Below are 22,990 nucleotides of genomic sequence, written 5' to 3' on the forward strand. Positions count from 1 at the left end.
TGGCCTTCAACCTGACGATCCTGGAGCGTCATCTCGGATCGGGTTGTGGCTTTCCTTAGCAGCCTGGCCTGAGCATCGTGCCTTCCCCCGTCCGCCTATCCCTCCAACCCGACACGACGACTTAACGAGGCTCCCGCTGCGCGATGAGCGCAGCGGGGGTAAGGGGGAAACCACCCCAAAACCCATCGAAAACGAGATAGTTCAACAAGTCGCATAGAGTTTCGGCGGGTTCGGAAGCAAGCCGAAGGTCTCGGCGACTTCCGCTACGGGGTTCGCGAATTACAATCCGATGCCATGAACAAAATCTCCCTCATCGGTTTCGCATTTTTATTAATGTTGATTTTGATGTCGCCACTTCCGGGGCAAGATCCATTGGCCAGCCGTCTGGAAGCACAAGAGTTTTCGGGCGAGGCTGGAACGAAACTGCGAAACTGCCTGGACGCCAGTGTCCGAGATGGATCGGTGCCTGGAGGCATCGTGATCTTGATTCATCGTGGCGAGACCGTGTTTCGGGAATCGTTTGGGTATCGAGATTTGCGGAATCAACGTCGGTTTGAATTGACGACGCCGTTTCGAGCCGCATCGTTATCCAAGTCGATCATTTCGACCTTGGTAGTCGAACTCGCCAGCGAAGGGATTCTGGACTTGGAGGATCCGATCGACAAGGCGTTGCCCAAAACGCGTGAGCTTCGACTGCGAGGATCCAAACCGCTCGATCGGATGCCAACGCTGCGGGAGTGTTTACATCACACCGCAGGATTTACCGCGGACGAGGCCAAAGGCGGGCGTCCGTGGTTGCTGTTTCGTGGTCAAGGCGTGACGCTGGCCGAAGCGGTCGACGCCGAACTGAAATTGCCGATGGCTCGCCAACCCGGCGTCCGGTTTGCCTACAGCGGGATCGGTTATGACATTGTCGGTCGCGTGATCGAAGTCGCCACGGGGCAGTTGCTGGAAGACGTTTTGCAAAACCGCATGTGCAAGCCGCTTGGCATGACGGGCACAACGTTCTACGCCGATGAAGACTCCGCCGACGAGCTGGCGAGTTTCTATTGGCGTTGGCGCAGCGACGGATCCTTCCGCCGTCAACTCGATCCGCGCATCGTGCCGCACGGACAATACGCTTCGGTCGGTGGCGGCATTGTGACGACAGCCGATGACTTGGCCAAGTTCATGCTGATGCACCGAAACGGCGGATTGGTCGATGGCAAGACTTGGACTGAAAAACCCTACCTGCAGCAGCAGTACTTCCGCAAACGTCCCGGTGCGTTCTACGGTTTAGGCTTCACGCTCGGAACCGCCGAGGAATCCGGCGTCGCATCCTGGATTTTGCATACCGGATCAAGTGGAACGATGTTCTGGTGGGATCGACAAACCGACACAATCGGCATCATCGTGACTCAGCAACGTTACAGCGACGGCGATGACATTCCCGAAACCGAAAAGCGGATCGCGAAAGACGCCGACAGTTGGCAAGCGACGCTAAAAGCCGACTACATCGACCCAGTCTTCGGATGGCGGCCGCTAAAAAAGGGTTACAAGATCATTCCGTGACGACCTTGGCACTATGCCATCGCGGACAGCAACTCTTTCATTCCGATGGTGGCAAACGTGGTGGCGTAGTCGGACATCGCGTAGGGGATGATGAGGTAGTCTTGATGGACGGGCAAATCAAAGGTGTCGGACACCTTTTCCAGTTCCCACACGGCCTTCATGCTCCCAATTTTTTTGTCGCTAATTTTTTTGTCTAACCTTCACTGGAACGCGTGGTGTGCTTGCCGGCCTAGGAGTGAGGCTGGGAGGATTTAGACAAAAAAATTAGCGACAAAAAATGGTGTGCTCGTGATCGCTATGACTTTTAGGAAAATCAAAGGTGTCGGACACCTTTTCCGGGCAACATGGTTTCGCGCAGGCCAACAAAGCAACGTACCACGTTTCCGATCCACCGTAATCGACCGTCCAGAAGACTGGGCATTCCGAAAGTCCCGGCGACTTACGCTACGGGGATTCTTCGGCGCTGGCGATAATCGGGACCGTGACGCTGCCCGCGCCCGGGCGGACGGAGAGGATTCGCATGCGGATGGTTTTGAGTGATCCCTTGGGTAGCACGACCCCCGCAAGCAGACCCAAGCAAAGCAGCCGACCAACCGATGAGGTTCCGAATAGCCAGTAATACGTTCGTGATTCACATCCCATCGTTGCGAGCATCGCGGCACCGGTCAGAGCTCCCAAGCAAACCGCGAGCGTGTTGGCGAAGTTGTAGTACGTCAACAATCGTGTGCGTTGGTTCGCAGGAAGCGTTTCAAAGAACATCAGGAAGAAACCAAGTTCATAGGCCGCCCAAGCGATACCGCTTAGGATTTGAATGGCGAACAACCAATAGAGGTTCGTCGAAACGATCCATAACGCCGCCAACGGAACCAGTCCGATGCCACCGATCCAAAGCACCTTGGACGCGCCGGATCGTTCGGCGATGCGTCCCCAAAACGCTAGCGACATTACTTTGCTAAGAAACGCGACTGCGACCAAACTGACATAGATCCCATACCCAAACTGCAAATGACCCAGCATATAGGGAACGAAGTAGGGTCCGCTGAGCTGGATGAAGACCTGCATTGCGACCAAATAGGCCAGCAATCGCATCGCAGAATGGTTGTCCGCTGAAACGCACTCTGATTCACCTTTGATTGCCGATTGCATTGCGTGGTGTTCCGTTTTCGGTTCTCGCGTTCGGTGCAAGAATCCGGCGGATACCAATCGTAAGCCTGCGGCGACGCAAAACAACGCCGCGAACCCAGTCAAAGCGATGCCTTCCTGGGAAGCCCACTGCAAGACCAACCCGGCGACCATCAGGGATGCAAACGTGCAGGTTTGTTGCAATCGCGAACGTTTGGAAAAGAATCGTGCTCGATGTTGCGACGGCACGATTTGTTCCATCCAAGTATTCCAAGCCGGCCCGGTCGAAAGTCCGGCGGCCCAGTAAACCGAGGCGATGATCATCATCATCGAAAGTGTTAGCGTTTCATGCCATGCGGCAAGCGCCAGCGGCAAAAACGCGAGCGCCTGCAAAGACGCGCCTAGTACGATCCAGCGACGGTATCCGCCGATTCGCTTGATCGCGTACGGCGAACCCAATTGGATGACGCCGCCAACCAGCAAGGGAATACTGGCGACTAATCCGGCCGCGGTTTCCCCAAGCCCAACGGCCAACGCAAACGCGGGAAAGTACGTTTCGCCACAACCGACCATCCCACCAAAACAGGCGGCGTCGCCCATGCTGCGACTGAGGTTCGGATCGGACGCTCCGCCTGGTCGATCGTTGGAAAGTTCACGGGCGGTCAGCATCCGGTCCATCAAAGCGATTGAGTTTTGAGTAGCGGAACTCGCGTAGAGTTTCGGCGGGCTTGGGAGGTTTTGGGGAGAGCCGAAAGTCTTGGCGACTTCCGCTACAAATGAGGGATCGTTTCCAGCAACGCTTTTACAACTTTTCGTTGGGAATCAACAGATCGTTTCCAGTAGCGGTGATTGATTTCCACCTCGATGCCAAGGTAACCCGTCTCTGGAAATTTTCGACGCAGATGTGTTGTGAAACCGTCGTCGGTTCCCGCGTAGGGTTCGTTGGCGACCACTCGTGTTCGTGGATGTTGATCATTGATCCTTTGACGCCAAGCTTCACAAAACGATTCTTCCGAAAATCGTTCCGGATCAAAAAGCAGGCCGACGTCGATCGGTCGCCATTTGCCCCGGAATCGGGGCGTAAAAGTATGGATAGAAAGATGGATCACTCGGCGATTCGTCGCAATTCGCTCACTCAACGCCTGCTGCACGCGATCGCGATACGGAAAATAATGATTCTGCAACAAGTCGGTTTTCGCCTTTTCGGAAAGTGTTGAAGTGAACCGTGAATACAACTCGGGGTTGTCGAGCGAACGATTCAAATCGACCAGCAGACGCGTGGTTTCACAACAGATTCGCTGCGTCTTTAAGGCATCGGAAAATTGGAATGCGGCGTCGAGAGCTCCCGGGTCATAGCCGCGATGGCTTCTCAATGCTTTGGCGGCACCGGCAGTGGCAAAAAGCGAGTGGTACTCGGCGGGAACCCGGTCGCCACCATGTTCGCAGGTAATTAGGAATTCGGTCATGACTTAAATCGAACGCAGCGTAAATCGAACGTAGCGTAAATCCTAAACCTGGAACGGTTCCCAAGTATCCAAACAATCGGCAATCTGGTCGTAAACACTATGCAACTCTTCGTGATCGAACTTCTCACCCAACGAAACGCGAATCCTTGTCGCCAATGTTCCTTGATCCATGATGATTTCGATTGGTGCATAGAGGTTCGATAGCGTGGTGTCATCGCGCCGCGCTCGCCCCAGCAAGACTTCCCATAAATCCCGAGTCGTGCAAGATGATTTCTGAACATTGAATAAGGCGAGAAACTTTGCATCGTCGATCACGGCATGTTCGGCACTGACCGTGACGCGGTCCAAGATCGCTCGCAGGGATTCGGTCGACGCCGCTTTCTGCTGTTGGGTTGTTGACCACTGTTCGGCCACCAATGCTTTGGCCACCGCGATCACGGCGGCGCAGATCGCAACATCCGCACCGGGGTATTCTTGTACGTCCATGACGCGAAGTTCAATCGAACCACGGTCGAAGCGAGCAATTGCCCCGCGAGCGTTCAGGAAGTCGACTTCCAGGACTCCGGCGGGATCATGCGGAGCCACGTCTGCCGCGATCTTGTCGAAAACCTCGCGTCGGTAATTGGCTTCGTCATAAAGTGGTTCAGGAATCAATCGCCCGGTTAGTGATGGGAGCACTCGGCAATGGTCGGCGTAGTACTGCATCCGCGTGTCGAGTCTGCCGGTATAGCATCCGTGGACGATCGGTGAACTGGCGGTCAGGGCGGGCACGATTGGCAGCACCAAACGAATGGCGGCATGCAACCGAGCGAACTCGTCATCGCCGTCGAAGGGTAGGTTCAGGTGAACGCTTTGCACGTTGGACCAACCATGCGACTTGCAATCGAAGATCCGGTCATATGCTTGGTAGATTTCGTGGTTTTCGTGCGGCCAGAGAATCGTTTCGATCGCGGGGTTCATCCACGGGTGCATCGCGGTGGGCAGCAGCCGAACGTTCAGTCGATCCAGGGCTGGACGCAAATCGCGGATTGCAGTTTCAAACTGCGATGGCAGTGATCGAATCTTGGTCGCGGGCAGTGTGGTTTTGAGTTCGATGACGTGCAGAGCGAGTTCGTTGGACCACGTGATCGGTCCAGACTCATAATCGCTGACCGTCTTGCCGCCCGCCAGAATTGCGAGCAGGGTGTCGGCGACCGGTCGCACGTCCAGCGTGTTGCGGTCGACGAGCATGTATTCCATTTCGATGCCAAAAGCGTCGAAGAGTTTGAGTGTCATGGGAGAATCTTTGATGGTAGCGGAAGTCGCCAAGACTTTCGGCAGGTTTTGGGGATAGGGGGCGTGGCCGAAAGTCTTGGCGACTTCCGCTACGGTTGGGATGGTGGTTTGGGGCTAAGAGGTCGCTATAAACAGCTCCTAAGACTTTGTGGCTTCGATGCGTCTTGCGAACGATTCCATGATGCGGCGATACAGTTCCTCTCGCAGCACCGCATCTTCGATGCCGGAATCCAAGTTCGGGTTGTCGTTGACTTCGATGACGTAAAAATGTCCGTCGACTTCTTTCACATCGACACCGTACAAACCGTTGCCGATCAAGTTCGCGGCTTTGACGGCGACCGCGACGGCTTTTCGCGGAGCGGTTTCGACGGGAAAGGTTTCGCACTTACCGAATTTTGGTTTTGACTTAACGTCCGTGCCGTGCTTGGCGATCTGCCAATGGCCGCGCGCCATGTGGTACTTGCACGCAAACATCGCTCTTCCGTCCATCACGCCAATTCGCCAATCAAAATCGGTTCGCATGTAGGCTTGTGCGATCACGAGTTCGGAATCCTCAAAGAACTCAGCCAGCCGAGCTTGCAATTCGTCTGCATTCGCGGCTTTGACCACGCCCTGCGAAAACGCACTATCGGGACGCTTTAAGACACACGGGTAAGAAAGCGTTTTTGCAAGCTCATCGGCGTTGCGACGGTGAACGATCGTCGTCTGCGGCGTCGGCACCTTGGCACGCGTCATCAATTCGGCCAGGTAGACCTTGTTGGTACACCGCAGGATCGACACCGGGTCGTCGATCACCACCATCCCCGCGGCCTCGGCGCGGCGTGCGATCCGATAGGTGTGATGATTCACAGCGGTCGTTTCGCGAATGAACAAAGCATCGAACTCAAGCAGTCGGCCTGAATCAGACCGAGTGATCAGTTCGGCGTTGATACCTTCGGCTGCGGCCGCCTTCACCAACTTTTTCAGCGCCGCTTCGTCTGACGGTGCCAGATCGCCTTCGTCGGGATTGTGCAAGATCGCCATGTCGTACCGCATCGACTTGCGTTTGGGGCGACTGGAAACTCCGCGTGCGAAGTGTTTTGCCGCGGCCTCGGCAACAAAGTCGCGGTGGTTCAGCGGCACCGCACCCAGCGATATCGCGGACGCACGACGAAGTCGCCACTTGCTGCGGCGAGCGAATTTAAACTGCAACAGCGGTGCCTGAAAAAGGTTGAACAGTTCGCGAGCGAGCCGGTCGTATTTCTTGGCGAGGTTCTGGCCGAAATAAACGCTCAACACGAATTCGTCGCCGGTAAGTCCTTTGAAGGAGTTTTCGATCAGCTCTTCCAGATGTTGCGGGATCAACCGGACGGCAGACGATCCGGACAGATCTTGAATGGTGGTCACGTCCGGCATGGGACGTTCCCCACGAGCTTCGGCCAATAACGAAACGTAGTAGCCCATGCTTTGGTAAGCATACGAACGGCTGAGGTTGAAGACTCGCGTGCGGCCCCGTGATTTTGGGTCGGGCGAAGCAAGGTAGTCGCGTGGGTCAACGGTTTGCACGCCGTCGAATTCGCCAAGCCAATCGTCACCGGATTCAGCAACAAGGATGGTTTTCATAAATTCCTTTTCGTAGCGGAAGTCGCCAAGACTTTCGGCGGTGCTGGGGACGACGTGACTGAACACCGAAAGTCTTGGCGACTTCCGCTATGGTTTTGGTTGTGATTTTGGAAAGACGGTCAATAAATTCGCATCAAACGTGACGATACCCAGCAGGATCGCCGACGTCACTCGCGACAGCGGCGCGACATACTTGTTGGTCGGTGCCATGGGGTTGGGGTGCAGCGGATCGGCAATCAAGACGGTTCGTTTGACGGGATCGAATCCGTGCAGCACGACAAAGTGCCCGGTCGGGTCGCCACCGATGTCGTCTTCGTCGCCCATGGGTGTCTCACGAGACTCTTGATACAGGTACGTCGAACTCAAACCGCACAGGATCGGCGTCTCGCGAGCCATCATCGACACGAGAAATAATTCATCGAGCGGTTGCATTTGTACTCGACCGCCGAGCGAAAGAAACTGCAGGTACGACTTCGTCGCCGACGCTAATCTGGCAACGTCAAAATCGCCGCGATGCTGTTTCGCATCGAGCTGCTTGGTCAATCTTTCCGTCAACCACTCGCCCGACTTCATTTCACCTCGCGCGTCAAACCATGTTGGGTCAAACAACTGCAGGTTGTAGGTGACGATTTCTGCAGCGAATCCACGATTCAGCGCGTCGCATGCCAGGTCGACGGCCAGAGTTCCGCCGCTATTGAGTTCGCTGATTTTACCGAGCAAGTCATTTAAATCGACCGGCTTCTGCCAATAATCATAGACAGCCGCTAAACACGTTGGTCCGCACGCCGTGTCACTTGGTTGTGATTGAATTTCAAGAATAAGTTCGTGCGACAATGGATGTTTCTTCAGGGTAGCGGAAGTCGCCAAGACTTTTGGCGGTGCTGGGGACGACGTGACTGAACACCGAAAATCTTGGCGACTTCCGCTACGCGCGAACCCTCACAATTCACACCGATCGCATAGCAGCCGCAGCATTGCGTCCACGCTCAACAACGACGCCGTTTCCAAATGCGTGTGATACGACGACGTGGGCAATTGCAATGTTGTTCCGGAAACCTGTCCCGACGTCGCCGCGATCAGTCGGCCTAGTTCGGTGCGTCCGATCGAACTCTGTTTCTCTCGCGTGCGGTTCAGCGCCATGATGTAATCGTCTTTGAAGCAATAGGAAATCCCCAGTCGATCGCAAGACTTCCGCAGTCGCTCGGTCGATTTCGCATCAAACGTTGCGTTAGAATCCGCGTGCCGCAGCACCACTTCTTGTTGGTCGCAATCGTCCACCGTGGCAAACGGGCTGGTGTCCATGACGATCAACTGGTCTGTCGTCGTATCGTGTCGCTGAAACCACTCGGCCACAAACCGCCAGCTACGCCCTGATTCTTCACCCGCCGAAAAGAACGCGGTTCCGGAAAAGCCGCGGCGGATCAGTTCGATCAACATCGCAACACTGACGACGTTGTCCAACTGAGCGGAAATGTAACCGTCGTTTTCCTGCAAGCGGTCGATGAAGGACACCGGCGTGCCGGGTTGCAAGAAATCGAGTCCGTCAATTTCAAAGATCAGGTTCTTTCGTCGCGGACAGATGTACGATTCGGTAATCGTACCTTGCCCTAAGTACGAACCGGCGTAGGGCGCGTGAGCCTGAACCCGTTGGCCGCGAAACCGTCCCGCGATCAGTTCCATAAACTGCTCGGAAATCGAATCACCGTTCAGCTCGCCTCGGTTGCCCGCAATGAACGCGGCGTACTGGAACTCGTGTGGCCCGGTGCATAGCAGCCCGTGCCGATCGACGTGAGCGGAGAGATAGACGCTCTCTGGTTCGTCGCCTTCGACGACCAACAGCCCATGATACCGAGTGATCTTTACCGGGTACTCTTCCAGTTCCCGACGAAGCACTCGAAAGAATGCGTCCTCCATGCCGACGACCGACGGTTCGCGAACCAAGTATCGAAGCAGGTGCAGAAATTCGTGCGAAGCGTAGTGAAGTTTCATGGCGTGGGTCGTAGCGGAACTCGCCAAGAGTTTCGGTGATCGTGGACAGTGGTCGAAAGTCTTGGCGGCTTCCGCTACGAGTGCGGTTGCAGTTTTCGTGCCAGAATGACGGACAGGCAAAACGGCATTGAACACGATGGCAGCGGGTGGAACCATAGAAAAGAAGTTGCCGGAGCTGCAAAAGTTTTTTCCAATTCAAGCGAACCCAATTCAAGCGAATCATCCGCCTCCAGGCCGAACGTCTTGGCGAATTTCGCTACGGGCGACGGTGATTTTCGATTACTGCCCAGTCGTATTGATCCCGAGATGACGAATTCGGTTTCGCAAGGTTGGGCGGCTGATGCCTAGCCGGGTGGCGGCTTCGCTGATGTTGCCGTGGGTGGCTTTGAGGATGCCTTGCAGGAGGACTCGGTCGACTTGGTCGTGGACTTCTTCGCTGATGGATTGTGATCCGCTTTCGAGTAGACGCTGGACTTCGAGGGAGAGGTCACCGGTCCAGCTTGGGCTTGGCTGATCGTCCGAGCCGGTTGGTGATTTTGTTTCGCCGAAACCGATCGGCAAGAACGCTGGGACGATCACGGGGCCGCTGGATTTGAGGAGCGTTTGCTTGACGACGCCTTGTAGCTCGCGCACGTTGCCCGGCCAGTTGTGTGAGGTTAAGACCTGCATCGTTTCAGGGGCGATGGAGAGGAAGTCTTTGCCGAGTTGATTCGCGAAGGTGCGAAAGAAGAACTCGGTCATCATTGGGACGTCATCCCCGCGATCGCGCAGCGGTGGCAGGCTGATCGTGTATTCGTTCAAGCGATAATACAAGTCGCTGCGGAAACTGCCGTCGGCCATGGCTGCATCGAGGTCTCGGTTGGTCGCGGCGATGATTCTCACGTCGGTCTTGATCGGTTTGCTGCCGCCGACCCGCTCGAATTCTTTTTCCTGTAACACTCGCAACATCTTGGTTTGCATCAGCGGTGTCATGTCGCCAATTTCATCCAAGAACAACGTTCCTCCGTTGCAAACTTCAAACTTCCCGATCCGTCGTTGGTCCGCTCCCGTGAAAGATCCCTTTTCGTGGCCGAACAGTTCGCTTTCAAGAAGATTTTCAGGGATCGCGGCGCAATTGATCGCATGAAAGACTTGGTCGTGACGCTGACTGTGTTGATAGATCGCTCGGGCGACGACTTCTTTTCCCGTTCCGGTTTCGCCCAGCACCAACACGGCGACGTCACGTGCGGCGACGCGTCCGATGCTGCGGAACACTTCGACCATGGCGGGACATTGGCCGAGAACTTTTTCGCCCGCCGTGACATCGTTGGCTTTGGGTGAATCGTCGCCCGGCAGAACTGCGGGCATCCTTGCCATGCGACTGGTTTCGATGGCCGAGTCGATTAGCGGCAGGATATCATCGGGCTCGAACGGTTTGGTGATGTACTCGAACGCACCGCCGCTCATCGCACTGATCGCCGTTTCGGCGGTGCCGTGGCCGGTCATCAGGATCACGGGCACGCGCGGGTCTAGTTCGCGAAATTCATGAAGCGCAGCGAGACCAGATTGGGCGGCCATTTGAATGTCCAATAACACGGCATCGGGTGCATGCTTGCTGAACAGAGCTTGTCCGTCGGTCGCGTTCTCGGCGGTGTAGACGCGGTAGTCGGGGTCGGGCAGGCATAATTTCATGACCTGCAAGATCAATGGATCATCGTCGACGACCAAAAGCGATGGAGTTGGGGCGTTGGGTTGCATGAGGTGAATCTTTCGTAGCGGAACTCACCAAGAGTTTCGGTTTTTAGTTGATGCGAAGGCTGGCCGAAAGTCTTGGCGACTTCCGCTACGGTTGCGGGTGCGGTTCAGACGAGGTTTCGGCGATGGGGAACAGGACGGTGATCGTCGTGCCTGCGCCGATCTGGGATTGCACGTCGATAGCACCGCCATGGGAACGGATGATGCCAAGGCTGGTGCTCAGCCCTAGTCCGGTGCCTTGGCCGCGTGGTTTTGTGGTGAAGAACGGGTCAAACATCCGCTCGCGAACTTCTGCTGCGATACCGCTGCCAGTGTCCGAAACGGCGATGGCCAAATAACGTCCGGCAGGCAGCGTGACATACGAAAACGTTTGCTCGGTATCGAGATTCATTGAACGGGCACGGATGCTAAGCGTTTGTGCCTGCGTCATCGTCGCGTCACTGCTCGTCGCGTCGCTGCTCGTCGCGTCGCTGCTCATCGCGTCACTGCTCATCGCATCACTGCTCATCGCGTCACGGGCATTGATGGCCAGATTCATCACCACTTGGCTGATCTCCGTTTCATCGCCTAGCATTGCGGGCAGATCGGATTCGATTTCCGCGGTTAGTTTAATGAATTCCGGCAAGGTGTGTCGCAGGATCGCGATCACGTCGGGAATGATTTGATCGACTTGCAACGGAACATGCACGCCTTCGCCGCCGCGGGCGAACGTTAACAGTTGGGCAATCAAGTCCGCTCCCCGCGATGCACTCGTGCTAATCGTTGCCAACAACGCATCGCGATCAACGTTGACATCGGTACGCTGCAGCATCCGGCTGCTCATCAAAATCGGCGTCAGCAGATTGTTGAGGTCGTGAACGATCCCGCTGGCGAGTGTCCCGAGTGATTCAAGCCGCTGGCGTCGACGTTCAACTAACGCTTGTTCGTTTTGATCTTCGGGAGATGTGTTCAACGGGTTTCCTGTCGGCGACTTCCGATACGAGTTGTCGCTACGGCACACGAAATGCTTAGCGAATGATTGCCCTATTCTAGTACCGCTTGGCTTTTGGCATCAGGCGGGCGATTCACTCGGTTTTGGTTGGTACCATGGTCGATCCCAAACGCTTTGATTCATTCTTTTTTGCTAATCATCAGGCTCATCACAAGGCGATGCAGCAATTGATTCAGTCGGCTCGGTCGGGTTGGCAAGGCTGTGATTGGCCCACTCGTTTCGGTCCAAAAAAGCTAGATTTGCAGGGCATTCGCAGTCGGCAGGCCAGACTGGCTCAAAAGGCGACTCGCGGTGAAGAGGCGGCTTGCTGGGCGGCGGCGGTTGTCTGGTTGACCGAAGTGGAAGCCGATGCAGCCCAGGCGGCAGACTTTGCATCACAAGCCTTAGCCGAGTCGGAAAAAGACTGTTGGGTCAACGCAAGCGATTTGCTACAGCAAGCCGAATCGCTGGAAGCGGAGTACGGGCAATTGAATGGTTACCACCAGGTTCGCGAAGCGTTTCAGCGGTGGTTCGCATCCCATTCATCGCTGGCGTGATCAGGATTCAGGCGTGATCCGGATTCAGGCGTGATCCGGATTCATCGGGGTGCGGTGTGGAAAACTTTTTTCAAACCTGGAAAAAGTCTTTCCGGCTTGATTCGTGGATAAACGATTTGAACAAAAAACTTGCCAAGAAAGCGGAACGGAACGGTTTTCGTTGCTTTTGGTACGACGCGTGCATTGAGTTGAGGTGTATTGTTCTATCACCCTGAAACCATTTGCCGCTCTCTCCATGCTGTCTGCTTCAAGTCTTTCCGCCTCTCGTTTTCAAGCCGAATCCGTCTCCAGTTCGCCAACTAAAAACTTCGCCACGAATCGCCCTCAACTGGCTTCTAAGCGGTTTGTCGTGGCATCTTTGATTTTGGCTTTCGTTGCGATTTGTTTCAGCAGCTATTTGGCTTATGTCGGACTGACCGAATCGAAGGTGGTGGGATGCGACGGAGGAATTTTTAATTGCGACCATGTCTTGAATAGTCGGTGGTCACAGGTGCTGGGCATTCCGGTCAGTATTCTCGCGATTGGTTTGTACGCCGTCGTCATCGGTGCCGTCTGTCAATTGCGTCACGGAAAGGGATCAGCACGCCGCTTTGCTTGGTTGGCACTATCGGTACTTTCGGTCGCGGCAGCAACGACGGCGTTGTGGTTCATTTCGTTGCAAGTCTTTTCGATCGGTCACTTCTGTCCGTATTGCTTGGTGGTTCACGGTTGCGGGTTGCTGTTGGCCGCCGGGGTCTGGTGGAACCATCCGGAAAAACGTTCTTCCATGGTCAGAAATCTGACGGCGGGCGTCGCACTCTCGGGCAGTCTGATTGCGATTCAGGCGTTTGGCCCGGTACCGGATACGTTTGAGATCCAAACGAATGATCCGTCGATGTTGCCGATGGAGTTTGATCCGTTGGATGATAACGCGTTGTTTGAATCACCGCTCGGGATGTCTGCGTTGTCGTGGTTGTCGCTGGTGAGTGTTGTGATGGCGGACGAAGCGGTCGCAACCGACCAGCCTGCACTCCCGCCGCGTTTAGTTCCCGTCTCGGGCGGCAGGCGACAACTTGACGCTCGCAAGTGGCCGGTGTGGGGCAACGTCGATGCAAAATACTTGATTGTGGAGATGTTCGACTACACGTGCGATCATTGTCGCAACACGCACAACTCAATTAAAGCCGCCGCACCGTTGTTGGGCAATGATTTTGCCGTGTTGACGTTGCCTGTTCCCCTGCATCAGAGTTGCAACGACGCGGCGAAAAACAACAGTCCCGAAGGAGCCGACGCTTGCGAAATTGCCCGGCTAGCGATTTCGGTTTGGTTGGTCGATGCCAGCAAGTTCACGGCGTATCACGATTGGTTGTTCGATCAGAAACGTTCGGCGGTTGAAGCACGCATGTACGCCGAAACAATTGTCGATCGCCAGGCACTTGCGGCTGAATTGGCGAAGGGAACCGCGTCGAAGTACGTTGCCAAGAACGTTTTGTTGTACAAAGACGCCGGTGCGGGCACGGTGCCCAAAATCTCGTTCCCCCGAACCACCGTCGTCGGCGAAATCGGTTCGGCGAACAGTGTCGCTGATCTCGTTCGACAGCAGTTTGGTCAGTAAGGCGGAGCGCACCCGTAGCGGAAGTCGCCAAGACTTTCGGCAACCTCTCAACCCACCGCTGGCCGAAAGTCTTGGCGACTTCCGCTACATTTAGGAACGCTTCATGGCCTATTTTCTGCTCGCGATTGGACTCGTCATTCTGGTTGTAGGCGCGGATTGCCTTGTTCGCGGAGCCGCGTCGTTGGCAACGCTGGCCAAAATTTCACCACTGGTGATCGGGTTGACCGTGGTCGCGTTCGGAACCAGCGCCCCCGAACTTGCCGTGTCCGCAATCTCCGGTGCCCGTGGTGACGCAGCAATTTCATTAGGGAATGTCGTCGGCAGCAACCTATTCAACGTGCTGGTGATTCTGGGATTGTCCGCCGCGATCGTTCCGCTGAGTGTCTCATCACAGTTGGTGCGTCTCGATGTGCCACTGATGATCGCCGCGTCGATTGCTGTGTGCCTGGCTGCACTCGACGGCGTGATTTCTTTCGTCGAGGGGGTGATGATGATGGTCGCGTTTGTGGCCTATACAGGGTTCTTGATTCGCGTTGGTCGTCGTGAATCATCCGAGATATCCTGTGAGAACGAATCCGCGATTACATGGAAAAGTGTCTTTCGGAGTCTGGCTTGGCTTGCCGCGGGACTAGTGGGTTTGGTTTTCGGCGCCCAACTGCTTGTCGATAACGCGTCGTCAATCGCTCGCGGATGGGGCGTCAGTGACATGGTGATTGGACTGACGATCGTCGCGGCAGGAACATCGCTTCCCGAACTCGCTACGTCGATCGCCGCCGCATTGAAAGGTCAACGCGACATCGCCGTAGGCAATGTCGTCGGCAGCAACGTGTTCAACTTGCTAATGGTACTATCGACCGCGGCGATGTTGTCTCCCACAGGAATCGTCGTCTCACCGAGCGTCCTGCGTTTTGATCTATTGGCAATGATGTTGGTCGCGGTGTTGTGTTTGCCGATGTTTATCAGCCATGCGAACGTCTCGCGTGGCGAGGCACTCTTGATGCTGGCGTTGTACGTTGGCTACACGGCAATTCTGATCGGCGATGCAACAGGAATCGCGGAGATTCCATTCGCAAAGCAAGGTTTCGCGATGATCGTATTACCCACTGGCATTCTGGCGGTTTCGGTGATCGCTTGGCGAGACTGGCAATTCACTTCATCGCACAAATAGATTCGACATGATTGAAACTATAGTCTCTTTCGCGGACGAACTTCACCAATCATTTCGTTTGGTCGATGCGATCGACATCCTGTTGGTGTCTGCGTTTTTGTATGCAACGTTGGTGTGGTTCAAGAAAACCACTTCCAAGGGCAGCTTAATGGCTCATCCGACTAAAGCGTACTTTGTCGCATGGAGCGAGTAGAGCAGTAGTTCAAAGTATTCGCGATCACGAATGCCGTAGAATTGTCGTTGGACCGTTTTGATTTTGTTGTTGGTGATCGTCATGCTGCGAGTGAGCTGCCGAGCGTGTTTGGCCCAGGCTTTGGTGTAGCTTCGACGAACGTCTGCGAAGCCGACTTTGATCTGGCGTACGACTCCACAATCGTGGCACTGCACACGAGGTAAGGTGGCAACGATGATGGTTCGTTTCAAGCCGATCGGCGAAGCCCTGAAGTCTCGCTCCTTGGCGCCCCGCCGGATCACACGTTGCCGCTCCCACACGAAGAGCAGCAGATCGACTTCTTATTTGGGTGAACGTGGAACCGTGTGACGCCTCCGGCGAACTCAATACGGGTTTGCTGGTAGCCACGGATACCAAAGGACTGATACAACAGAGTGGTGGACATGTGCGTTCTCTCAAAGGAAGACTTCAGAAACCTCCCTTGAAGGATGGCATGTCCACGCTTTTTCATCCATCCATCGCACTTTTATCAAAACCAAGCCCCGCGCACACTTCTGTCGGATGAGCCGAAATTCTTGGCGACTTCCGTTACATTTGGGAACCTACTTTCCGATCCAACCCTTCTTCCAGAAATAAGCGATCATTCCGCCGCCGACGGCTAGCATCGCGGCCCACAGGATCGCGTAGGAATATCGGTAATGCAGTTCGGGCATGTGCTCAAAATTCATGCCGTAGATGCCTGCCATGAATGTCAGCGGGATGAAGATGCTGGCCATGATGGTCAGTACTTTCATCACTTCATTGGTGCGGTTGGCGATTGATGATAGGTACGTGTTCATCAATCCCGTCACCATTTCGCGATACATTTCGGCGACTTCGGATGTCTGAATGCAGTGGTCATAAGTGTCTCGCAAGTACACGCCCACCGGTTCGGTCATCAAGTTATGATCGCCGCGAACGAGACTGTTGATCGCTTCCCGCTGAGGCCAGATCGCGCGACGCAAATTGATTAGCTGATTCTTCATCGCGTTGAGTTCTTGCAGAACCGCGGGCGTTGGATTGTGGATCACATCATTTTCGAGTGATTCCAATTTGTCGCCGACCGATTCCAGCACGGGGTAGTAGCAATCGATGATCGTGTCGGCGATCGCGTACGCCAAGTAATCGGCCCCGTGAGTGCGAATGACTCCTTTGCCCGATCGAATGCGAGCACGTACCGGGTCCAGGACGTCTCCGTGCTTTTCCTGAAACGTGATCACATAGTTCTTTGCCAACACGATGCTGATCTGTTCCATGTCAACTCCGACCGACCGGGTGTCTTCGTTCTTTTCGAGCTGAACCATGCGAACGACCATCAACAACTGATCGCCGTAGGGTTCGGTCTTGGGTCGTTGAGGCACGTTGACGATGTCTTCGAGCAGCAGTGAGTGCAGACCAAACACCTTGCCAATTTTTTGCATGACCTTTCGATCGCCGAACCCTTGCACGTCCACCCAAGTCACGGTGTCCGGCTTGAAGGTTTCGTGCAGGTTGTCAATGTCAACCACATCGGCTTCGTCACAGCCGCCCAAGTGGTAGTGGATCGAACGGATCGTTGGTTTGGCCGCATCCTTTGGAATGACGAGCGTGCCCGGCCGAGCGCCAACTTTGGTGTGTCGTTTTTTGAATCGGCTAAGCGGCATGACAAGGATCTTTCAAGGTGCCGATGTTGGTATCGAAAGAACGGAACGATAAGGCATGACGCCATCAGTCGGTAGCGGAAGCCGGCAACTCGCATTGGAAAAAACTTTTCCACTTCCGCGAGAACTTTTTCCCCACGGAGCGTTCGGTTCTGCAAATTCCTCGCAATCCTCGAAGCATTCGGCTGATGTTGGGCATTCGCATCGGTTTGGGCCCGGCATTTGCCTCTCATGCCCTACCGCACCCGGTCGACACACCGACTCGGCCTACCGGAACACACTGCATCCCCAATCAAAGTTGTTGAAATGAAACTTGGCATCCTCTCCACATCCCCTCGCTGCTACAGCACCCGACGTCTGATGGATGCCGCCAAGTCGCGCGGCCACGATCCATTGGTCATCAACACACTGAAGTGTTCGATTGACCTGCAATCGGGCAAGCCGGACCTGTACTACAAAGGCAAGCCGCTGGACGATTATGATGCCGTGATCCCGCGCATTGGCGCTAGCATCACCTACTTTGGCACCGCCGTCGTTCGTCAACTCGAACAGATGAGCGTCTTCGTTGCCAACACCTCGGGTGGAATTTCCAACAGCCGCGACAAGTTGCGCAGCATGCAGATCCTCAGTCGTCACCACATCGGGATGCCGCGGACGACCTTCGTTCGCGACAAAGCCGATGTGATTCCGGCGATTCAACGAATCGGTGGTGCGCCCGTCATCATCAAGTTGCTCGAAGGCACTCAGGGCGTCGGCGTGATTCTGGCGGATAGCATCAAGATTGCCGAAGCGATTATCGAGACCTTGCAAACGGCAAAGCAGAATGTCTTGGTCCAAGGGTTCGTCTCGGAAAGCAAGGGCCGTGACATCCGAGCGTTCGTGATCGGCGACCAAGTCGTCGGTGCGATGCGGCGAGTCGCTCAGGGTGACGAGTTCCGCAGCAATGTCCATCGCGGTGGCAGGGTTGAAAAAGTTGAGCTGGATGACCAATACCGCGAGACTGCAATTCGTGCGGCGCAGATCATGGGTTTGCGAGTCGCAGGTGTTGACATGCTTGAAGGCAAGAATGGGCCGCAGGTCATGGAGGTCAATAGCTCGCCAGGTCTGGAAGGCATTGAGGCGGCAACGCAAAGTGACATCGCCGGTGCGATCGTCGACTACTGCGCCGCTCACACGGATTTCCCCGAAATGGATGTCCGGCAAAAGCTGACCGTCAGCAAAGGCTATACGGTTTCTGAACTTGTTATCCCTGAAGGATCGAAGTTCGTTGGCATGACGATCACCGACGCATCGTTCGCCGATCAGGATATCAATGTCTTGACGCTCTACCGAGGCAAAACCGTCATTCCCAACCCCAAAGTCTCACGGGTCCTCGAATCGGGCGACCGCTTGCTTTGCTTTGGCAAGCAGGAAGCGATGAAGTCGATGGTACCCAAGAAAACCCGCAAGAAACGTGCTCCCGAACCGCAACACTTGGAACCTGAAATGGTCGCTCACGCCAACGCGCAACCGGAGTACTCATGAACGCAAAATCTGAAAACTGGTTCGGACATGATGTCAAACCCGGCGAAGCGATCAGCACCGAATTGGTGATCTCTGAAAGCTACAGTAGTCGCGATGTCGCCATCCCAATTCGCGTGCGCCGTGGACTGAATCCTGGACCAACCGTGTTCGTAACCGCTGCTTTGCACGGAGATGAACTCAACGGCACCGGCGCGATTCGCAGCATGCTGGGCGATCCCTCCTGGGAACTCGCGTCTGGAACACTGCTGATGGTACCGGTGCTAAACGTTCTGGGATTTGAACGTCACTCGCGTTACTTACCCGACCGCCGCGACCTGAACCGATGCTTCCCCGGCAACACAACTGGCAGCATGGCATCACGGTTAGCCAAGGTCATGTTTGATTCGATCGTTCGCAGGTGCGATTTTGGGATCGACTTGCACACCGCAGCAGTCCGCCGAACGAACTTTCCCAACGCACGAGCCGATCTCGACAACCCAACTTGTTTGAAGCTGGCCGAGGCGTTTGGTAGCGGCATCATCCTGCACGGCAAAGGCCCCAAGGGATCATTCCGCCGCGAGGCAACTGCGGCGGGATGTCCAACGATCGTGGTCGAAGGCGGCGAAGTTTGGAAGGTCGAATCGTCGGTGGCCGATTGCATGCTGCGAGGCGTCTTCAACATTTTAAAAACGCTGAAGATGATGGATGGCCCGCCGGACATTCCCGAGCATCAAGCGATCATCAAGCAAACCAAATGGATACGCGCCGAACGTGGTGGTTTCATGTCGATGCATGTTGCCCCCGGTGATAGCGTTGTCAAAGGACAAGCGCTCGCATCGAACAGCAATCTTTTAACCGAAGATCAAAACCGACTGGAAGCCCCGTTTTCAGGAATCGTCATCGGCATGACCACCCTGCCCGCGGTTCAACCTGGTGAGCCGGTCGTCCACATCGGTCGCCTAGCAAACCCCAAATCGGCCCTACGTCACGACCAGCATGTGGCCAGCGACGACGTTCAACGAACGGCACTCCAACACCTAGCCACCAACGTGCAGGTAACCGAGCCCGAAGAACTTCCGTCGTCGTAACGGAACTCGTCAAGACTTTGATCTCAGTTCCTGGCGTTCGTGATGAGCTGGTTTCTGGTCGCAGAACAAGTTCCCTCACGCGGAAGCCGAGGTCGCGGAAGGCGTCTTCGCGGTAGCCGACGATGAAGGCGGCGACGTGGTAGAGGTTTCGGTTCAGTGGGGCGGTGGGTGCGGCCGCTAAATCTTTGGCGTTGACGCGGACATTGGAGGTCCAAGTTTTGTTCCGTCCCTACTGAAGTACGCCAACGGCGTTGAACACCATAGCCCAGGGTTAAGGTTTTGCGAGCGTAGCGAAGCAAACCGCAACCCTGGGTTGATGACGTTAACGAATTAGTCTCCCCCGTGCCCGATTTTGACGGCTTCGCCGCCAAAATCGGGGACGGGGGAGGGGGGCTGCTGGTGCTCCGTGACCCAGGGTTGCAGTGACCCAGGGTTGCAGCGTCAAATCGCCAAGGCGATTGACGACTTTAACCCTGGGCTATGTTGTTTAACGCCGTTGGCGTAGAGAAAGAAAGTAGCGCAAGCAAGAATGACTTTAACCCCAATGATTTAGCGGCCCAGGCATCGCCCCGCGCCGTGCGGTCCCATAGTGCGCGGGGTGAGTCCACGGCGGGGGGCCGCCATGCTACTTTTCGCACCGCGCGTTTAGACAATTTAGAGACCCTTTACGGCGTTGGAGGGGAGCCCAGCAGTCGTCGCCGACGGTCCTGCTGAGAAGTTGTCCAGAGTCGTTTTAGGAGACTGGATTCCATAAGATCGGCATCCGAACGCTTAGGCGAGGGATTTCCAGGTCAAACAAGATCCCTCGCTTACGCGTTCGGGTTGGGAAATCGGGAAGCTGTTTTGCGACGGTTTCTAAGCCATGTGTGACCGAAAATCGACGCGGTTCGGATAAGTTTGGCTGTTCAGCAAATCAAATGGTTGTCAACTTGCGACTCGCTGGCTAACCTTGACTGCACGCTGGCGAACTGTTCGCCACTACGCGTTCCCACCAGGGATTTGCGGCCGCTTGCAGCCTTCACTGCTAAAGAGCCATGACTCTAAAAACATCGATAGACAACAGCGCAACCGATTCCGGTTGCTCTCCGACCGATTCTGAAACCCTTCGTAAGGCGGGCATCTCGACCACTTCTGTCCACGCTGGCGAAGTGAGGCAAAAACACGATGGAGCCGTTGCTGCTCCGATTGTGACCTCTTCGACCTTTGCGTTTGAAAACACCGAAGCGCTGCTGCGGTTCGTTGAAGGCGATGAGGACCGGCCCGAATACGGTCGCTACGGAACGCCCAACGAGAAAAGCGTCGAAGCCAAACTGGCGGCACTCGACGGGGCCGAAGAGGCGATTTTGTACAGCAGCGGAATGGCGGCGATCGTCGGCCTGCTGATGAGCAAGTTGAATGCTGGCGACGAGATCGTCTTCTTCGATCAGTGCTACCACCGCAGCCGCGAATTCTGTTCGAAGCACCTTTCTCGATTTGGTGTTGTCACTCGCCAAGTCAAAACCGGTGACTTCGCCGCGATGGAATCGGCGATCAATTCCAACACCCGAATGCTGGTCAGCGAATCGCCAACCAATCCACACTTGACCGCAGTCGATCTGGAAAAGTTTGTTGCGCTTGGAAAGGCCCACGAAGTTGAAACGCTGATCGACGCAACCTTGGCGACTCCGTTCAACATCAAACCGATCGAGTTCGGCGTTGACTATGTTCTGCATTCCGCGACGAAGTACTTGGGCGGTCACAATGATTTGTTGGCCGGTTCAATCTGCGGTTCACGAGAACAACTGGAACCCGTCCGCCGGCTGCGTGGAATTCTGGGCAGCATTAATTCATCGCACAACTTGTATTTGCTTGAACGAGGATTGAAAACGTTCGCCCTTCGGATGCAGCGTCACAATGAAAACGGTCAAGCGATCGCAGAGTTCCTGGAAGCTCATCCTCGCGTCGAAACGGTTTACTATCCGGGATTGAAATCACATCCGACTCACCAAATTGCCGCAGCCCAAATGAACGGTTTTGGCGGACTGATTTCCTTCACCGTCAAAGATGCTGACTGGAAAGAAACTTCGCGGATTGTCGATGCGGCAACGATTCCACGCATCGCACCCAGCTTGGGTGGTGTAGAATCGCTGATCGAACAGCCGTTGGTGATGAGCTATTTCAATTACTCACCCGAAGAACGAGAAACCTTCGGCATCTATGACAATATGATTCGCATGGCGTGCGGTATCGAAAACACCGATGACCTGATCGCCGATCTGAAGCAGGCACTTGATGCGTGAGAAGTCTTTCCGAACACGTGCGATCCACGTCGGCAATGAAGTCGATGCGGCAACCGGCGCGGTAGTTCCGCCGATTCATTTGGCCAGCACGTTCCAGCAACCCGGCGCAGGTGAATGGGGCGAATTTGATTACTCGCGAAGCGGCAATCCAACGCGAACTAATTTGCAGACGACGCTGACTTCGTTAGAAGGCGGCTGTGGATCGCTGGCGTTTTCTTCCGGCATGGCAGCCATCCACTGCGTCACCATGATGCTGAAAACCGGTGACCATGTGATCGCCGGATGCGACCTTTACGGGGGGGCCTATCGATTGTTGCACAAGATTTGTGACCGCTCTGGCGTAACAGTCACGCTGGTTGACATGACCGATTTAGCGGCAATTGAATCGGCGATTACCGACAACACAAAACTGATTTGGTTTGAGTCGATCGGTAACCCACGTTTGTCGATCCCTGATTTGAAAGCGATCGCCAGCCTTGCGAAGTCAAAAGACATTCGCACCGGTGTGGACAACACGTTTGCAACACCGGCACTGTTGCGACCGCTGGAACTGGGCATCGACATTGTGATGCACTCGGCGACGAAGTACTTGGGCGGACACAGCGATTGTATGGGCGGAACGCTTTCGGTTGCCGATCAAGCGTTGTTTGACGAACTGTATTTTATCCAAAACGCAACCGGTGCGGTTTTGGATCCGCTGAGCTGTTTTTTGGTCACGCGTGGATTGAAGACATTGGACTTGCGAGTTCGCGAACAATCCAAGACTGCATTGGAATTGTCGCAATGGTTGCAGCAGCACTCGTGTGTCAAATCGGTTTTGTACCCTGGGCTGGCAAGTCATCCGCAGCATGAACTCGCCCGGCAAACGCTGCAGGGCGGATTTGGTGCGATGGTGACCTTTGAACTTGACGGCACCATTGCACAAACAGCCAATACCTGTGAATCAACCAAGCTGTTTCGTCTGGCGGTCAGTTTGGGTGCAGTCGAATCGCTGATCGAGCAACCGGCGACGATGTCCCACGCCAGCTACGATGCCGCCGATCGAGCCCGATTCGGAATCACCGATGGCCTGATCCGGTTGTCAGTCGGTTTGGAATCGATGGAAGACTTAAAAGCTGATTTAGATCAGGCGTTTTCCGCGTCTAGCTGAGTGGTTGGGTTGCCAAAAATTGATTTGGCGCTAGGATCGAAGCAGCTAGCAAGAAGTACCGTACCCTCAAAAATACTCCATCCCGTGTCCC

20 protein-coding genes are annotated in these 22,990 nt (G+C 55.2%); 9 read left to right on the forward strand and 11 right to left on the reverse strand.

The annotated features are described in order from the left end of the window. Positions 1 to 294: 294 nt before the first annotated feature. The gene (locus tag RC85_RS06940) at positions 295 to 1,551 is read left to right on the forward strand and encodes a serine hydrolase domain-containing protein (protein ID WP_068260331.1); all 1,257 of its coding nucleotides are present in this window, start codon (positions 295 to 297) and stop codon (positions 1,549 to 1,551) included. An 11-nt stretch (positions 1,552 to 1,562) separates the two neighbouring features. Here RC85_RS06940 and RC85_RS26680 read toward each other — a convergent pair whose 3' ends face one another. The 9 genes from RC85_RS26680 to RC85_RS06980 form a co-directional block, all read right to left on the reverse strand. Continuing rightward, positions 1,563 to 1,712 (reverse strand): hypothetical protein, encoded by a 150-nt coding sequence (locus tag RC85_RS26680; RefSeq protein WP_157593894.1) that lies wholly within the window; start codon positions 1,710 to 1,712, stop codon positions 1,563 to 1,565. A 283-nt stretch (positions 1,713 to 1,995) separates the two neighbouring features. Continuing rightward, positions 1,996 to 3,342, reverse strand: a complete 1,347-nt coding sequence (locus RC85_RS06945; RefSeq protein ID WP_235033226.1) for an MFS transporter — start codon at positions 3,340 to 3,342, stop codon at positions 1,996 to 1,998. 101 nt (positions 3,343 to 3,443) lie between these two features. Then, the gene (locus RC85_RS06950) at positions 3,444 to 4,139 is read right to left on the reverse strand and encodes an N-formylglutamate amidohydrolase (protein ID WP_068260337.1); all 696 of its coding nucleotides are present in this window, start codon (positions 4,137 to 4,139) and stop codon (positions 3,444 to 3,446) included. A 42-nt stretch (positions 4,140 to 4,181) separates the two neighbouring features. Then, complete coding sequence (locus RC85_RS06955; protein WP_068260338.1) at positions 4,182 to 5,414, reverse strand: carboxylate-amine ligase; 1,233 nt, start codon at positions 5,412 to 5,414, stop codon at positions 4,182 to 4,184. A gap of 138 nt (positions 5,415 to 5,552) precedes the next feature. Beyond that, positions 5,553 to 7,082: a RimK family protein gene (locus RC85_RS06960; RefSeq protein WP_238383100.1), complete on the reverse strand. Its 1,530-nt coding sequence runs from the start codon at positions 7,080 to 7,082 to the stop codon at positions 5,553 to 5,555. 21 nt (positions 7,083 to 7,103) lie between these two features. Beyond that, complete coding sequence (locus tag RC85_RS06965) at positions 7,104 to 7,850, reverse strand: cysteine peptidase family C39 domain-containing protein (RefSeq protein WP_084422422.1); 747 nt, start codon at positions 7,848 to 7,850, stop codon at positions 7,104 to 7,106. A 105-nt stretch (positions 7,851 to 7,955) separates the two neighbouring features. Beyond that, on the reverse strand, positions 7,956 to 9,005 hold the full coding sequence (locus tag RC85_RS06970) for a peptidase M42 (protein ID WP_068260468.1): 1,050 nt from the start codon (positions 9,003 to 9,005) through the stop codon (positions 7,956 to 7,958). A 279-nt stretch (positions 9,006 to 9,284) separates the two neighbouring features. Further along, positions 9,285 to 10,742 (reverse strand): sigma-54-dependent transcriptional regulator, encoded by a 1,458-nt coding sequence (locus RC85_RS06975; protein ID WP_068260339.1) that lies wholly within the window; start codon positions 10,740 to 10,742, stop codon positions 9,285 to 9,287. Positions 10,743 to 10,827: 85 nt separating this feature from the next. Further along, entirely contained in the window at positions 10,828 to 11,691 is an 864-nt protein-coding gene (locus RC85_RS06980; protein WP_068260341.1) for a sensor histidine kinase, read from the reverse strand. A gap of 134 nt (positions 11,692 to 11,825) precedes the next feature. Between RC85_RS06980 and RC85_RS06985 the strand changes: the two genes are divergently transcribed. From RC85_RS06985 to RC85_RS26685, 4 genes are all read left to right on the forward strand, one after another. After that, positions 11,826 to 12,266: a hypothetical protein gene (locus RC85_RS06985; RefSeq protein ID WP_149752678.1), complete on the forward strand. Its 441-nt coding sequence runs from the start codon at positions 11,826 to 11,828 to the stop codon at positions 12,264 to 12,266. A 349-nt stretch (positions 12,267 to 12,615) separates the two neighbouring features. Beyond that, positions 12,616 to 13,860, forward strand: coding sequence for a vitamin K epoxide reductase family protein (locus tag RC85_RS06990; protein WP_160148091.1), 1,245 nt, complete (start codon positions 12,616 to 12,618; stop codon positions 13,858 to 13,860). Positions 13,861 to 13,963: 103 nt separating this feature from the next. Beyond that, positions 13,964 to 15,028, forward strand: coding sequence for a calcium/sodium antiporter (locus RC85_RS06995; protein WP_068260348.1), 1,065 nt, complete (start codon positions 13,964 to 13,966; stop codon positions 15,026 to 15,028). A gap of 7 nt (positions 15,029 to 15,035) precedes the next feature. Beyond that, positions 15,036 to 15,221, forward strand: coding sequence for a hypothetical protein (locus RC85_RS26685; RefSeq protein ID WP_149752679.1), 186 nt, complete (start codon positions 15,036 to 15,038; stop codon positions 15,219 to 15,221). On the opposite strand, the gene RC85_RS28985 is transcribed toward RC85_RS26685, so the two are convergent. Both RC85_RS28985 and corA read right to left on the reverse strand, forming a co-directional pair. Beyond that, the gene (locus RC85_RS28985) at positions 15,182 to 15,520 is read right to left on the reverse strand and encodes a transposase family protein (RefSeq protein WP_420821375.1); all 339 of its coding nucleotides are present in this window, start codon (positions 15,518 to 15,520) and stop codon (positions 15,182 to 15,184) included. The two genes, RC85_RS26685 and RC85_RS28985, sit on opposite strands and share 40 nt — an antisense overlap. A 282-nt stretch (positions 15,521 to 15,802) precedes the next feature. After that, entirely contained in the window at positions 15,803 to 16,882 is a 1,080-nt protein-coding gene (gene corA, locus RC85_RS07005) for a magnesium/cobalt transporter CorA (protein WP_068260350.1), read from the reverse strand. A gap of 303 nt (positions 16,883 to 17,185) precedes the next feature. Between corA and RC85_RS07010 the strand changes: the two genes are divergently transcribed. The 4 genes from RC85_RS07010 to RC85_RS07025 all read left to right on the forward strand — a co-directional run bounded on the left by RC85_RS07010 (position 17,186) and on the right by RC85_RS07025 (position 22,899). Continuing rightward, positions 17,186 to 18,403 carry a RimK family alpha-L-glutamate ligase gene (locus tag RC85_RS07010; RefSeq protein ID WP_068260351.1) on the forward strand — a complete coding sequence of 406 codons (1,218 nt, stop codon included), beginning with the start codon at positions 17,186 to 17,188 and terminating at the stop codon, positions 18,401 to 18,403. Next, entirely contained in the window at positions 18,400 to 19,470 is a 1,071-nt protein-coding gene (locus tag RC85_RS07015; protein WP_068260352.1) for a succinylglutamate desuccinylase/aspartoacylase family protein, read from the forward strand. Before RC85_RS07010 ends, RC85_RS07015 begins: the two co-directional genes overlap by 4 nt. A 1,034-nt stretch (positions 19,471 to 20,504) precedes the next feature. Continuing rightward, the gene (locus RC85_RS07020) at positions 20,505 to 21,749 is read left to right on the forward strand and encodes a trans-sulfuration enzyme family protein (RefSeq protein ID WP_084422424.1); all 1,245 of its coding nucleotides are present in this window, start codon (positions 20,505 to 20,507) and stop codon (positions 21,747 to 21,749) included. After that, on the forward strand, positions 21,742 to 22,899 hold the full coding sequence (locus RC85_RS07025; RefSeq protein WP_068260355.1) for a trans-sulfuration enzyme family protein: 1,158 nt from the start codon (positions 21,742 to 21,744) through the stop codon (positions 22,897 to 22,899). The genes RC85_RS07020 and RC85_RS07025 overlap by 8 nt, the downstream gene beginning before the upstream one ends. Positions 22,900 to 22,990 lie beyond the last annotated feature (91 nt).

Source organism: Rubripirellula obstinata (genome assembly GCF_001642955.1).
Classification (GTDB): Bacteria; Planctomycetota; Planctomycetia; order Pirellulales; family Pirellulaceae; genus Rubripirellula; species Rubripirellula obstinata.

Coding starts and splice junctions, on each gene's coding strand:
- RC85_RS06975 (WP_068260339.1), bottom strand. CDS start 10,742: ATGCAACCCAACGCCCCAACTCCATCGCTTTTGGTCGTCGACGATGAT.
- corA (WP_068260350.1), bottom strand. CDS start 16,882: ATGCCGCTTAGCCGATTCAAAAAACGACACACCAAAGTTGGCGCTCGG.
- RC85_RS06995 (WP_068260348.1), top strand. CDS start 13,964: ATGGCCTATTTTCTGCTCGCGATTGGACTCGTCATTCTGGTTGTAGGC.
- RC85_RS07025 (WP_068260355.1), top strand. CDS start 21,742: ATGCGTGAGAAGTCTTTCCGAACACGTGCGATCCACGTCGGCAATGAA.
- RC85_RS06985 (WP_149752678.1), top strand. CDS start 11,826: ATGGTCGATCCCAAACGCTTTGATTCATTCTTTTTTGCTAATCATCAG.
- RC85_RS26685 (WP_149752679.1), top strand. CDS start 15,036: ATGATTGAAACTATAGTCTCTTTCGCGGACGAACTTCACCAATCATTT.
- RC85_RS07015 (WP_068260352.1), top strand. CDS start 18,400: ATGAACGCAAAATCTGAAAACTGGTTCGGACATGATGTCAAACCCGGC.
- RC85_RS06940 (WP_068260331.1), top strand. CDS start 295: ATGAACAAAATCTCCCTCATCGGTTTCGCATTTTTATTAATGTTGATT.
- RC85_RS26680 (WP_157593894.1), bottom strand. CDS start 1,712: ATGAAGGCCGTGTGGGAACTGGAAAAGGTGTCCGACACCTTTGATTTG.
- RC85_RS06950 (WP_068260337.1), bottom strand. CDS start 4,139: ATGACCGAATTCCTAATTACCTGCGAACATGGTGGCGACCGGGTTCCC.
- RC85_RS07020 (WP_084422424.1), top strand. CDS start 20,505: ATGACTCTAAAAACATCGATAGACAACAGCGCAACCGATTCCGGTTGC.
- RC85_RS07010 (WP_068260351.1), top strand. CDS start 17,186: ATGAAACTTGGCATCCTCTCCACATCCCCTCGCTGCTACAGCACCCGA.
- RC85_RS06970 (WP_068260468.1), bottom strand. CDS start 9,005: ATGAAACTTCACTACGCTTCGCACGAATTTCTGCACCTGCTTCGATAC.
- RC85_RS06945 (WP_235033226.1), bottom strand. CDS start 3,342: ATGCTGACCGCCCGTGAACTTTCCAACGATCGACCAGGCGGAGCGTCC.
- RC85_RS06955 (WP_068260338.1), bottom strand. CDS start 5,414: ATGACACTCAAACTCTTCGACGCTTTTGGCATCGAAATGGAATACATG.